Annotated in this window: 13 protein-coding genes; 7 read left to right on the forward strand and 6 right to left on the reverse strand. The window is 41.9% G+C overall.

Annotation, left to right across the window (positions count from 1 at the left end; all coding sequences use genetic code 11):
• Nucleotides 1-642: 642 nt before the first annotated feature.
• Nucleotides 643-837 (forward strand): proprotein convertase P-domain-containing protein, encoded by a 195-nt coding sequence (locus tag F6J99_RS45575; RefSeq protein WP_365973309.1) that lies wholly within the window; start codon nucleotides 643-645, stop codon nucleotides 835-837.
• 352 nt (nucleotides 838-1,189) lie between these two features.
• Here the strand turns inward: F6J99_RS45575 and F6J99_RS14015 are convergent, their stop codons facing one another.
• Entirely contained in the window at nucleotides 1,190-1,546 is a 357-nt protein-coding gene (locus F6J99_RS14015) for a Mo-dependent nitrogenase C-terminal domain-containing protein (RefSeq protein WP_070393542.1), read from the reverse strand.
• Nucleotides 1,547-2,431: 885 nt separating this feature from the next.
• A complete protein-coding gene (locus F6J99_RS14020; protein WP_293113448.1) occupies nucleotides 2,432-2,593 on the reverse strand; it encodes a hypothetical protein in 162 nt (53 codons plus the stop codon).
• Between the two features lie 84 nt (nucleotides 2,594-2,677).
• On the opposite strand from F6J99_RS14020, the gene F6J99_RS14025 reads away from it, so the two are divergent.
• The 5 genes from F6J99_RS14025 (at nucleotide 2,678) to F6J99_RS14045 (ending at nucleotide 8,795) form a co-directional block, all read left to right on the forward strand.
• On the forward strand, nucleotides 2,678-4,189 hold the full coding sequence (locus F6J99_RS14025) for an FAD-dependent oxidoreductase (protein WP_293113449.1): 1,512 nt from the start codon (nucleotides 2,678-2,680) through the stop codon (nucleotides 4,187-4,189).
• 248 nt (nucleotides 4,190-4,437) lie between these two features.
• Nucleotides 4,438-5,577 carry a Na/Pi symporter gene (locus F6J99_RS14030; RefSeq protein WP_293113450.1) on the forward strand — a complete coding sequence of 380 codons (1,140 nt, stop codon included), beginning with the start codon at nucleotides 4,438-4,440 and terminating at the stop codon, nucleotides 5,575-5,577.
• 545 nt (nucleotides 5,578-6,122) lie between these two features.
• Nucleotides 6,123-6,281: a hypothetical protein gene (locus tag F6J99_RS14035; protein ID WP_158517280.1), complete on the forward strand. Its 159-nt coding sequence runs from the start codon at nucleotides 6,123-6,125 to the stop codon at nucleotides 6,279-6,281.
• A gap of 186 nt (nucleotides 6,282-6,467) precedes the next feature.
• Nucleotides 6,468-7,625: a cupin domain-containing protein gene (locus F6J99_RS14040; RefSeq protein WP_293113451.1), complete on the forward strand. Its 1,158-nt coding sequence runs from the start codon at nucleotides 6,468-6,470 to the stop codon at nucleotides 7,623-7,625.
• Between the two features lie 168 nt (nucleotides 7,626-7,793).
• A complete protein-coding gene (locus F6J99_RS14045; RefSeq protein WP_293113452.1) occupies nucleotides 7,794-8,795 on the forward strand; it encodes a sucrase ferredoxin in 1,002 nt (333 codons plus the stop codon).
• A gap of 143 nt (nucleotides 8,796-8,938) precedes the next feature.
• Here F6J99_RS14045 and F6J99_RS14050 read toward each other — a convergent pair whose 3' ends face one another.
• Nucleotides 8,939-9,373 carry a GNAT family N-acetyltransferase gene (locus F6J99_RS14050; RefSeq protein WP_293113453.1) on the reverse strand — a complete coding sequence of 145 codons (435 nt, stop codon included), beginning with the start codon at nucleotides 9,371-9,373 and terminating at the stop codon, nucleotides 8,939-8,941.
• A 457-nt stretch (nucleotides 9,374-9,830) separates the two neighbouring features.
• Nucleotides 9,831-10,679, reverse strand: coding sequence for an alpha/beta hydrolase (locus F6J99_RS14055; protein WP_293113454.1), 849 nt, complete (start codon nucleotides 10,677-10,679; stop codon nucleotides 9,831-9,833).
• 393 nt (nucleotides 10,680-11,072) lie between these two features.
• Here F6J99_RS14055 and F6J99_RS14060 point away from each other — a divergent pair, with 393 nt between their 5' ends.
• Complete coding sequence (locus F6J99_RS14060) at nucleotides 11,073-11,486, forward strand: thioesterase family protein (protein WP_293113455.1); 414 nt, start codon at nucleotides 11,073-11,075, stop codon at nucleotides 11,484-11,486.
• Between the two features lie 225 nt (nucleotides 11,487-11,711).
• On the opposite strand, the gene F6J99_RS14065 is transcribed toward F6J99_RS14060, so the two are convergent.
• Both F6J99_RS14065 and F6J99_RS14070 read right to left on the reverse strand, forming a co-directional pair.
• Nucleotides 11,712-11,852 carry a hypothetical protein gene (locus F6J99_RS14065; RefSeq protein ID WP_293113456.1) on the reverse strand — a complete coding sequence of 47 codons (141 nt, stop codon included), beginning with the start codon at nucleotides 11,850-11,852 and terminating at the stop codon, nucleotides 11,712-11,714.
• 119 nt (nucleotides 11,853-11,971) lie between these two features.
• A complete protein-coding gene (locus tag F6J99_RS14070) occupies nucleotides 11,972-12,172 on the reverse strand; it encodes a hypothetical protein (protein ID WP_293113457.1) in 201 nt (66 codons plus the stop codon).
• Nucleotides 12,173-12,258: the final 86 nt, after the last annotated feature.

A 12,258-nucleotide genomic window follows, 5' to 3' on the forward strand; every position in this document is an offset into this window, starting at 1 on the left:
TTGGCAGCACAGAACTAGCTACAGCTGAGTAAGCTTATTGCACAAACTCTGATTAGCACCAAAGATGGGTGGTGACTAATCACCTTAACTAGAAATCAAGGCGATTAGCTTTAGTATCCTGTAATTAGTTATTAGTAGTTAGTAGTTTGGAGGTAAGCATTCAGCCTATCGCTATCAGCTATTAGCTTATGTGCTAGCCTGAATGCTTACGTTTTGAGTACTAACTACTAATTGACAATCTAATGTTGCAAAATTGAAAAAATAATTAACATAAATACAGCGGTTTGCAATTCAGTTAGGTACAAAGTTCTAGGTTTTTAGGGGGGTGCATCTCATCTTTGTAAAAAAGAAGGGAAGTGCCGGAAGTGTCGCAAGCGTGGGGATTTTAGGGAGAGTGGGTAGTGTAGGCAGTGTCGGAATTTTATTATAATTTTTGTCTAATTGCATGCATTGAGATGCACCCTTTTAGGGACTTCGGAGCAGGGACTTCGGAGCAGGGAGCACAGAAGAGGGAATAGGGAAGAGGGAAAAAAATCCTGTGTACCTGATAGTTATGCAAACCGCCGTATAACTGATCAGATTGAAATTTATAGCCTCTGTGTTTAAAATATAAGACAAAATAGGTTAAAGAAAACTTTTCTGCTGTGGAAGAAGCCTTTTTTTTGGTTTAGGTCATTCACAAGTGTTGGGAATTATCACCCTGTAGAATCCTTATCAGCATTTGATGGTCTTTCTGCAGCTGGAACCTGGCAGCTGATCATCAAAGATAACGCGGCTGGTGACTCGGGTTCCTTGGGTTATTGGAGCTTAGATTTGGGGTATACTCAATCTATTTAAAGCTACTATCGGAATTGGTAATTATTGCTGTTAGCATCTGTTGATGCTTGGGTGGAATTCCTGTTGAGGAGTTGGTTACTCTCCCATTCACCGCAGGTTATGCATAGGTGATACATAGGCAAAGCAGAGGATTTTGGCTGAGTGCTTCTGAGGTCGGGGCGTAAGACCTGTTCGCGGTCGAAAGGTGTTTAGCAGGCAGTCTTCTGTCAACTTGGAAGCCCCTTGCTCAGCATAACTAGCAAGGGGTATAGCACTACGCATTCAGATTAAGACATTTGTCAACTCCGAAACTTAGTCATAGCTTACTTCTGACTTCTGACTTGTGACTTGCGCGTAGCGCTATATACCCCTCTCAAGCGTAAAATTGAATATCCTCCCCACACTGATCCACTAGGTAACACAGAGCCCGGAAACGCAGGCTAGCTAATTGCTCATAGAGAGGGTTGAGCTTACATAGGGGAGGGATGTGTAGTACTAAGTGACCGAAAAGTTTTAAATCCCGCTCAAAGGGACATTGACCAGGAATAATTTTGGATAGGAATCTAGCTAGGGTTTGATCTGTAATTTCTATTTGATCCAGCCATTGGCGCACAGGTTTTAGTAAGTCAACACGTTTTTTGGGCAGTGGCTCAGGCGGAGTGAGACTGCTATTGAGATCAGCTACCTCTGAGAGGGATGGATTAGTACTTTGCTTGTTGGTTGTGAACATGGCTATACATCTCTAAATTTAATCAATAAAGTCCTCAGCAAAGGTATTACTGTGGAATGCCTTTTACAGAGTTCTAGTTAAGTAGGTAGACATCCAGTAATCAAACACGATTACTATTGAGCTGTATTGCCATATTGGCGGTAAGTTATAAAAATTTATATAGCTAGAAGTCATAGCATGTCCAGGAGCCTAGGTATTGTAAAGCTTGTGTAATTGGTAATTAGTAATTGGTAATTGGTAATTGGTAATTGGTAATTGGTAATTGGTAATTGGTAATTGGTAATTGAGATTATTCCAGAGCTCTTACCTATTACCAAAAAGCTCATCAAAGATGAACACTACCAAAACAACCGGACATGAGCTCAATTGTTACCACTGAACTTATTAAGTAAGCTTTCACCATTCAGCCTTGATCACCCTAAGGGAATGGCCATGCTACTTGAGGTGCTATCAGCCATTCTTAATCAGCTTTCACCTAAAAGCCATCCTTATTTCAAGGATAAAAATACAAGGGAAAGGTTTGGTAAAGCTTAAAAGAAGAAAGACCAATCAAACTATGAACTTTTGATAAAACTAATTGGTTGACTGTTGACTGTTAACTTTTGACTGTTGACTTTTGCTGGTGAACACTCAACAGCCAGCATCTTATAACACTACCAAAACAAACAGCTTACCCAGGGTAAGCTCATCTAAATCCGTATCAAAAACTACAGATAAAAGTTTAAAGATAGTATAGCAATCATAATTGACTTTGAATTAATGTCAACAAACTGCCTATATTATCAATAATCCTGAGATTATTTCTTCTTTGATTTTAGAAAGCTGGAAATTTTAATTGGGATTCCGCTTTACCGACCCAGGGAGCGTGGGCAACGGCTTCTTTTTTTATTGCTCAAAGCAAGCCAATATCTTGGGTTCAATAGGACTAATGTACTGGTTTTTACCGACGTTTTTCCCAACTTCAATGAAAATAGGTGGGTAATAGCCACTGCTGTATTGACGATTTTCCGAATGGGTTCGCGTAGCGGCTCCAAAGGAGCATCCCATGAGTGATCACGGAATTAGCTTAACATAACTTCATAATTATGTCATCCTGAGAAAAGAGTTGTCAATAGACTCAAGTTTAGGTCAATGTCAGAATTCTCAGAAAGAAAACGAGTAGTTGTAGTCGGTGCTGGATGGGCAGGCTTAGGCGCAACTCACCACTTAGCCAAACAAGGTTACGATGTCACTCTCCTAGAAGCAAGTTCCTATCCCGGTGGTTTAGTGGCAGGATGGAAAACAGGGGGTGGACGTTCTGTAGAAGGGGGAATTCATGGTTTTTGGTATCCCTATCACAACATTTTCAAGCTGGTAAAGGAACTCCGACTCAATCCTTTCACTCCTTTCACCCGTTCTTCTCAGTATTCCCCTGCTGGATTAGAAGTCGAATCCCCGATCTTTCAAAATGAACCACGACTTCCCACCCCTCTAGGAACCTTCCTCTACCCCGACTTTAAACGCTTACCCCTGATTGATCGACTCTCTGCCTTACCCCTGCTCTATGCCGTTATTGACTTCGATAATTCCCACCAGGCGTGGACTAGGTATGACTCGGTAACCGCCCGTGAATTATTTAAACAGTTTGGGGTTTCGGCTCGACTGTACAAGGATTCCTTTGAGCCCATGCTGTTAGTTGGTTTATTTGCTCCAGGAGAGCAATGTTCAGCCGCAGCCGCCCTAGGAATGCTGTATTACTTCATTTTGGCTCACCAACCGGACTTTGATGTGGTCTGGTGCCGAGGAACGGTAGCACAAATGATATTTAAACCCTGGGTGGAACAGATTGAGAAAGCCGGGGGAAAGGTACTTACCAATAAACGGGTCAATGACATTATCATAGACCACACAGGCAAGGCCAAAGGGGTGATCTGTGGTGATGAATGCTTTGAGGCTGACGCGGTGATTTTTGCTGTCAGTATCAATGGTATGAAGAAAATCCTTCAGAGTAGCACCATGCTCCAAAGCCGCAAGGAATTCCGGAACCTGATGAATTTAGGGGGAATTGATGTGCTATCAACCAGGCTATGGTTTGACCGCAAAGTTGAGATTCGCCATCCCTCTAATGCTTGTTTTGGCTTTGATGCCACCACGGGTTGGACATTTTTTGACCTTAATGCTTTGCACGATGAGTACCGGGATGAACCTGGTAGCGTGATTGAAGCAGACTTTTACCATGCTAACCAGTTGCTACCCCTGAGTGATCAGCAGATTATCCAGAAAGTTCAGCGTGACTTAGGCACCTGTGTTTCTGGTTTTAGAGAGGCAAATCTGATTGACAGTAGTGTGATTCGAGTACCCCAAGGGGTGACTCACTTTGCTCCCGGTAGCTATCAGTATATGATGCAGCGAACCACTAGTATTGAAAATGTATTTATGAGCGGGGATTGGATTATCACTCGCCACGGTTCTTGGTCTCAGGAAAAAGCCTATGTTACCGGTTTAGAGGCAGCAAATTTGGTGATTAGGCGCTTTAGACAGGGGAATTTAGCCAAGATTATTCCTGTTGATGCTGATGAATTTCATATTCAGGTCACACGTAAGATTAACAAAACTGTACGGGAGTTTGGTCAGACGTTATTTAGTAATTTTTGGTTACCTTGATTTAATTTGGTAATTTTAGGAAACAGGGAACAGGGAATCGGGAATCGGGAATCGGGAATCGGGAATCGGGAATCGGGAATCGGGAAAAATCCAAAAATCCTGTGTACATCATACTGAGAGCTTGCACCAGTACAAAAAAACATCCAAGCTTTTTAGTACTGTTCCCTGTTCCCTATTCCCAGATCCGCTGTTCCCTTTGTAGTTCAATCCTATGTTCACCACCCAAATACAAACACTGTAGTAAAGTAATGGAAAGCGTTCAGAACTCAAACAGGCTTGTTGTTACCTTCTACAAATGGGTAGGTATTCTGGTTTTGGTTTACCTACTGATTGTGGCAGTAGGGATAATTGGTACAGGCTTTAGGTCAGCTACTGGGGAGCAAGCCCAGGAATTGTTCGAGTTTGCTACTAATCCCTTTGCTGCCTTAATTGTCGGTACCCTAGCAACTGCTTTAATCCAATCTTCAAGTACAGTAACCTCGATTATTGTGGGTCTAGTAGCTGGTGGTTTGCCAGTGGCAACGGCTGTTCCTATGGTTATGGGGGCTAACATTGGCACCACCATCACTAATACACTGGTTAGTTTAGGACATATTCAAAATAAGGACGAATTTAAACAGGCTTTTGCTGCTGCAACCATCCACGACTTCTTCAATCTGATTAGTGTCGTTATATTCCTACCTTTGGAAATTACCACTCACTTCCTGGAAAAGATGAGTCTGTTTTTAACAAGCCTGGTTGTGGGTGAAAATTCCATTAACTTAAACAACGTTAACCTGATTAAATTCGCCACGGCTCCAGTCAGTGATAGACTTCACACTGTTAGTAATAGTTTTCCAGAACCATTTAATGGTATTGCCCTGATAGTCTTGGGTATCAGTCTTATTTTCCTATCCATCTTTTTCATTGGCAAACTGCTCAAAACCTTAATGGTAGGACGAGCGAATCAGATGTTGCACACTGCTATCGGTAACGGTCCCATTGCTGGGATTGCTTCTGGGACACTAGTCACTGTAATCGTGCAATCTTCCTCCACTACCACCAGCCTGATCGTTCCCCTAGCTGGTACAGGTTTATTGAGTTTACAAGAAATTTATCCCTTCACCCTAGGGGCAAATATCGGAACGTGTATCACTGCGTTACTTGCCGCTACCGGAATAACCGAAAACCCAATCCCTGCTCTAGAAATAGCTACAGTTCATCTACTTTACAACACCCTCGCCGTTGTGATCATCTACAGCATTCCTGTTTTGAGACAAATGCCAATCCTGGGTGCAGAAACCTTAGCGGCTGTTGCCACTGAGCGGAAGTATTTAGCTTTTGTCTATATTGGAAGCGTTTTCTTCTTGATTCCGGTACTACTTCTAAGTCTATCCACATTGCTGTAAGCATTCAGCTATCAGCTATCAGCTATCAGCTTAAGCGCTACGCGCACGCTACGCGAACAGCTTATGCGCTATCCGCACGCTACGCGAACAGCCTTTATGTAAAGCATTAGGCTGTTCCCATAGCGTGAGCCTATGGCTGACGGCTGATAGCACCTCAAGTAGCGTGGCCTATGGCCAACGGCTGATAGCACCTCAAGTAGCGTGGCCTATGGCCAACAGCTGACAGCTTACGAGTGCTGATTCTCTATAGTCCACTTAACTCTCTAGAGTTAATTGATAATAATTATTGCTAAACTAACCAGAGCAAGCCTTGCTATAGCAAGGTTTAGCAGTACATCACATTGATTGAACATCTCTAAGGCTAACTCTTAGGTTATAGGCTTAGGATAGGTTGAGCAAAATTTATTGAAATTTAATATCAACTATTGACTGCCGCGTTCCCTTTGAGTTACAGTCTATAGAACATACCCGATCACTGAGCCTTTCGAGCAATAGCCGAAAGGTTAAGCAGCAAAAGGGTGATCTACACTAGTTGGAGACAAAGTATGTTAGAGCAAATCAAAGGATTAACTGCTGAAAAGCGCACTGTTAGCAGAATTCAAGTCGAAATCAAGGAAATCGTTCCTAATAATTCCCGTAAGACTACTGAATCTTCCCTAAATACTGACGCTGACGGTGGTGATCTTAGAAGCGAGGAATCCTGAGACTGTCTGACCTGATCAGGTAGCTATTACTTATGAGCCCAGAATTGTTAGCAATAATTTAGTTGCTAATAGTTTTGGCTAAATCCGAGCTTGTATCAGAAATTAGAGAAATCTTCTCAATTATATTTCTGGTGCAAGCTAGTTGCTTAGTATAAATTTTTTGTTGCTAAAGTTTCTCAAATAGTTATGTCAGTGCTCGCAAAAATCCTCAAGCCTTATAGTGAGCAGAAATTCCTAGAATACCATTGGACGAGTAAAGCAGTATTTATCCCAAGTGAGGACGAAAAGAAGTTTGCTGATCTATTTTCTTGGCAAAAACTCACCGATCTGCTGAATTTCCATCAATTCAAGTATCCGGAGCTGCGCTTAGCCTTAGATGGCAAAGTTTTGGAGGAAAAGGAAAACGCCAATCTAATCAAGTGGTGCCAATCAGGGGCAACTCTAATCATCGACAAGGTACATAAACTAGTACCAGAAATTACTAACTTCACCTCAGAAGTTAGACAAGATTTAGGCTATAGTGCTCAAGTCAATTCCTATTGTTCATGGCCCAGTCAACAGGGATTTTCCTGTCACTACGATACTCACGATGTCTTTATCTTGCAAATAGACGGAAACAAGGAATGGTACGTATTTACCGATACTCTAAAATACCCGTTGACTGAGCAAAAATCAGCGTCTGAAACACCTCCGGAAGGGGAGCCTTACTTGAAGTGTACCCTTACCCCTGGTGATGTGTTGTATATACCCCGTGGACATTGGCACTATGCTGTTGCTCTCGATCAACCGTCACTACATTTAACCCTAGGTATTCATTGCCAGACTGGTGTGGATTTTTTAGACTGGTTAGTGAGTGAGTTACGGCAGAATGAAGCCTGGCGTAAAAATTTGCCACTGCGGTTCGATGCTGCTCCATTAGATCAGTCGATTGATAAGTTAATCGAAAATTTTAAAGAATACCTTACTAACAGTGATATCCAGGAACGATATAACTGTTATCTTGATGGCTTAGTCAAGCCACTAGCTAGATACTCTCTACCTACGCAAGCAGGATTTAATATATTTCCCAATGGTGTAGAGACTAGGTTTAGCAATCCCAAATTTAAACGCCTCAAAATTTTACATCTGCCAAATGACAATGGCTACAAAATTATCGTTTCAGGTAAAGAAATCGCTTTGAGAGGAGTAACTGACTCCTTGGTGGAAAATTTATTCACCAGAGAGACGTTTACCGGTAGTGATGTCATGACATGGTTACCAGATTTCGATTGGGAGGTTGATGTCGCTCCTCTTTTAACCCACTTAGTTACTGAAGGAATTATTTTTGTTGACTCCAGAGTATAACTAATAGGGAACAGGGAACAGGGAACAGGGAACAGGGAACAGGGAATAGGCAATAGGCAATAGGCAATAGGGAATCAAGAAACCAATTATCTGTATATCATAGCTATTAAAAATGCTAGAAAAAATATTTATAGTTTTTTATAAAATGACAATTAAGGAGACAAAACGATGAGCACTTTTTTTTGTGCTGACCATTCACAGCAGTTAGCCGAAGATATTATCGGTAGTGGCACTAATTACCAAGTGTATGTTTTAGTAGAATGCCGCCAACCGTGGCTGTCTAATGCCATGGATTCTAAGTATATTCCAGAGAATCTTAGGAGTTTGGTGGATGAGGTGAAGCACCGTAAGCTGCCAGTAAGATTCCTGCTGATTGCTAATAATAAAACCCTAAAAGCCGATCAGACTAAGCTTTTGATTTATAGTCACAACGGTGAAGCCAGGTTAAAAGGGTACAGCAAGCTAGAGTTTGATGTGACTAATCTTGGTGAGGTAGCTGGGATTGTCAAACAATTCTTAGCTGGAGAAACGCCAAACTGTGTAACACAAGACAGTGACACTAGAGACATTTTAGTTTGCACCCACGGTAGCCATGATGTGTGTTGCGCCAGGTATGGTAATCCTTTTTACTGCAAAGCCTTAGCTACTGTTAATGAGTTATCCTTAACCAATGTCAGACTCTGGAAAGCTAGCCACTTTGGTGGTCATCGGTTTGCTCCCACTGCGATTGATTTCCCAGATGGAAGATACTACGGTGTCTTAGATCAAGATTCATTTAAATCAATTTTAATCCGTAGTGGTGATATTGAATGCTTCAATCGAGTTTATCGAGGTTGGGGAATTCTACCGACTAAAATTCAGGTATTGGAAAGGGAACTTATCCTCCGCTACGGATGGAATTGGTTTAAGCACAAAGTTGGTGGTTCAATTATTAAGGAAGATGCGAATCAGAATTCTATTCAAGCTGAGATCAGCTTTGAAAAACCTAATGGCTTGATTTACCATTGTCGTGCTGAATTGGTTAAAGATGAAAGTAAGACATTGCAGCTGAAAGGGTCTTGTGGTGCTCAGAAAGAGTCAGTGTTTGTTAAATATACTATCAAGAATCTCTGCCTTTACTCGGAATTGCTGGAAATTCTTCCAGTTTATCAACCGCAGATGGCAAGCTAATATCAAGTCTGGTTGAATACCCATAATCAAGGAGAGGGTGGGAGGTGTGGGGAGATGGGGAGATAGGGAGATAGGGAGATGGGGAGATGGGGAGATGGGGAGATAGGTACCTGTTCCCTGTTCCCTGTTCCCTTTTCCCTTTGCTAGATATTAAGGTACATAAATTGGTGGCTGATGCCAACATAATCAAATGGCTCACCGTCAGCTATAAAACCAAGGCGACTATAGAAACCTAGGGCATTAATTCTAGTCATTAGTCTTAAAGCCTTGAGATTGTTTGCTTTGGCTTTTTCAATTAATGTCTCGATCAGTTTGGTGCCGATGCCTTGGTGACGAAATTCAGGTAATAGTCCAACGTAGGCAATAGTGCCCAATCCGGGAGACAATTCTCTTAATCTTGCTGAACCAATTACCTGATTATTACAGACAGCAACGAGATGAAAAGCACTACTTTCGTACTGGTCTTGTTCTGTTCCTTTCTCCATACCTAAGGGTTTTCTGAAGACAAGCCACCGCTGGTGGTACATATCCTCTAACTCTTGTTTATTTTTCACAGGACGCACTTCAATAGTCGTCATGATGTTTAACCATATTGAGAATTAAGAATTAAGAATTAAGAATTAAGAATTAAGAATTTAGAATTAAGAATTTAGAATTTAGAATTTAGAATTTAGAATTGTAAGCTATCAGCTTAAGCGCTACGCGAACAGCTTATGGGCATAAGGCACGCTACATCGAACAGCTTTTGAATATAGAAATTCTCTTTCCCATGAGGTACAAAAGGATCCCCCTAAATCCCCCTTAAAAAGGGGGACTTTGAGGTTGATAACTGTACCTATTACATGGAATAAAGGCTATAAAACAGCTAAGCATTCGTTTAATCTATGTTATGGAAAGCTGTTCGCGCAGCGTGAGCCTTTAGCCCACGGCTAATTGCATTAGGTTGAATACTTGTAGAATTCTTAATTCTCCATTCTTAATTCTCCATTCTTAATTCTCCATTCTTAATTCTCCATTCTTAATTCTACATTCTGATTACCTTAAAACTTGGGGATTATTGCTAATCCAGTTGTCGATATCTTTTAACACCTGATCCGGGATTTCCCAAGGAAACAAGTGAGCAGTATTGTCATAGCATTGCCATTGGCTATCCTTAAGATGTTGAGCGGTTTCTCGACTTGATGCTGCGGTAATATGGCGATCCGCAGCTCCTGCTAAGACCAGGGAGGGACATTGAATCTGCTGTAAGTCTGGCAAACGGTTATACCCAGCCCTAATGGCAGTGTTGAGTGCTTGTGTAGCGGCTTGGGAGGTCTGTAAATAGGCTGATATGGCGTGCTTGGCAATATACTGGTAGGTGCTGGTTGTGTGTTGTTGGATCAGATACCGAAAAAGCGATCGCTTACCAAATGTGTCAATATTCCACTGCCATCCTGGTTGTAACCAATTTAAGACACCAGCGATGCCGGTATAGAGATTATCCTGCCAACTAATGGGGGGATGATTACCCCAGGGTCGAGCAGCTGTGGCGATTAAAATTAAACCCGTGACTCTCTGAGGTAGCTTCAGGGCAAGCTCCATGGCCAAAATTCCCCCTAAAGACCAACCTAGTATCAAACAGCGGTCAATGTGGTAGTAGTCGAGGAGGGATTCCAAGTCAGTCAAGTGCTCGGTCATCTGAAAATTCCGATCAGCTGGACTTTTACCATATCCTCGCAAATCAGGGCTGATAGTCCAGAACCTCTGGGATAGATGTTGGGTAAAAACCGAAACGCACTGATTTGAGCCTGGATGACCGTGAAGGCAGAGAATTGGGAATCCTGACCCCTGGAGGTCAGTGTTGAGATATACTGCTGCTTGGTAATTTTTTTTAATCCCATTCATGTTAATATCATGTGCGGTTGAACAATTATAAATAGTAGGTAATAGGGAACAGGGAACAGCGATGCAGCAAGGGAACAGGGGGTTTCCCCCATGAGCGACTGCATCAAGACGGGAACAGGGAACAGGGCATCAGAAGAGAGATTACCTACCAGAAGGAAGCTAGGTTTTTTGATAACTGATTATATGAACATGATATAATCGTTAGTTGCTAATTTACCAATGAGATCAAGATATCAAGTCTAGAGCGATTTATAACCTAATCAGGTACACAGTTTTTTTCCCTGTTCCTACTTCCAAATTCCATCTTTAATTATTCTATATTACCTGTTCCCTGTTCCCTGTTCCCTGTTCCCTAACAACCCCAAAATTTGTACCTCATTACAGTAAAATAGCATGGTTTCTTTTACTTATAATCGCACTGTTCGGTTTTCAGATACCGATGCGGCTGGTGTAGTCTATTTTGCTAATGTTTTATCTATCTGCCATGAAGCCTATGAAGCCTCTCTAGATGCATCGGGCATTAATCTCAAATCCTTTTTCACTAAGCCCGCTGTGGCTATTCCGATTGTTCATGCCAGTGTAGATTTCTTGCGTCCTATGTTTTGTGGGGATCTACTCCTGATTCACCTGATGCCTGAGCAGTTGAGTGAAAGTAAGTTTGAAATTGCTTATCAGGTTGTTACAGCTTCGTCATCGCAACAGTTACTGGCCAAGGCAATTACGAAGCACGTTTGTATTAATGCAATGAGTAGAACCAAAATTCCCTTACCTGAGGAAATCGTGGAATGGCTAGGGAGTAGGGAGTAGGGAGTAGGGAGTAGGGAGTAGGGAGTAGGGAGTAGGGAGTAGGGAGTAGGTAAGAGGTAAAAAATCCGGTTTACCTGATAGCTATAAGAAAAGCTATATTTCTTTTTAATGAAATGATTTTAATAATTTTGTGGAATGGGCATCTTGGTGGAACTGGCATCTTGCCAGTTTCCTGCTTATTTTCGGGCGGGCAGGATCCCCACTCTACTGCTATTCATGCCAAGATTAAGCAACCCCTGAGATGATGTTGTGATCCAAAATTACTGAAACACAAGTATTCCCGATTCCCGATTCCCGATTCCCGATTCCCGATTCCCGATCTAAGCATGAGCTGACAAAAAAAATAGCCGTAGAAATACTATCCACGGCTAGGGAGTTCAACTTTTGATTTATGTCACAAAAATACCCGAAACTTTCGGATGTGATCCTATACTATCAGACCAAACCCAAGGCCGGGGGGGAAACCCCCCCAGAAAGTTAAGGTGTTATGGCAACAACCAATACTTGGTCATGGTAGTTATCACTTCACCGGGCACTTCAGTCGGCTCCAGAGGAGTCCATTCAGCAATCTCGGCATAGCCCAGTGAATAAAACATCTGCATACTATAAATTACTGATTGACGAGGACCTTTCAGAGTGTGCTGAGTTGGTTGTTTTTTGAAGTTCCGGGTAAATTTTGCTGACATAGTGAAAAAGTTCAACTTGATTTATATTGATTATTGTAATGATTATAAGTTTGATTGTCAAGGGGTTTTAAAAGTTTTTTTAGAGA

The organism is Moorena sp. SIO4G3, from assembly GCF_010692305.1.
GTDB lineage: Bacteria > Cyanobacteriota > Cyanobacteriia > Cyanobacteriales > Coleofasciculaceae > Moorena > Moorena producens_A.

What these genes read in the sequence shown, in the direction of transcription:
- F6J99_RS14035 (WP_158517280.1), top strand. Translation starts at nt 6,123, where the DNA reads ATGTTAGAGCAAATCAAAGGATTAACTGCTGAAAAGCGCACTGTTAGC.
- F6J99_RS14040 (WP_293113451.1), top strand. Translation starts at nt 6,468, where the DNA reads ATGTCAGTGCTCGCAAAAATCCTCAAGCCTTATAGTGAGCAGAAATTC.
- F6J99_RS14030 (WP_293113450.1), top strand. Translation starts at nt 4,438, where the DNA reads ATGGAAAGCGTTCAGAACTCAAACAGGCTTGTTGTTACCTTCTACAAA.
- F6J99_RS14025 (WP_293113449.1), top strand. Translation starts at nt 2,678, where the DNA reads ATGTCAGAATTCTCAGAAAGAAAACGAGTAGTTGTAGTCGGTGCTGGA.
- F6J99_RS14045 (WP_293113452.1), top strand. Translation starts at nt 7,794, where the DNA reads ATGAGCACTTTTTTTTGTGCTGACCATTCACAGCAGTTAGCCGAAGAT.
- F6J99_RS14015 (WP_070393542.1), bottom strand. Translation starts at nt 1,546, where the DNA reads ATGTTCACAACCAACAAGCAAAGTACTAATCCATCCCTCTCAGAGGTA.
- F6J99_RS14050 (WP_293113453.1), bottom strand. Translation starts at nt 9,373, where the DNA reads ATGACGACTATTGAAGTGCGTCCTGTGAAAAATAAACAAGAGTTAGAG.
- F6J99_RS14055 (WP_293113454.1), bottom strand. Translation starts at nt 10,679, where the DNA reads ATGAATGGGATTAAAAAAAATTACCAAGCAGCAGTATATCTCAACACT.
- F6J99_RS14070 (WP_293113457.1), bottom strand. Translation starts at nt 12,172, where the DNA reads ATGTCAGCAAAATTTACCCGGAACTTCAAAAAACAACCAACTCAGCAC.
- F6J99_RS14060 (WP_293113455.1), top strand. Translation starts at nt 11,073, where the DNA reads ATGGTTTCTTTTACTTATAATCGCACTGTTCGGTTTTCAGATACCGAT.
- F6J99_RS14020 (WP_293113448.1), bottom strand. Translation starts at nt 2,593, where the DNA reads ATGGGATGCTCCTTTGGAGCCGCTACGCGAACCCATTCGGAAAATCGT.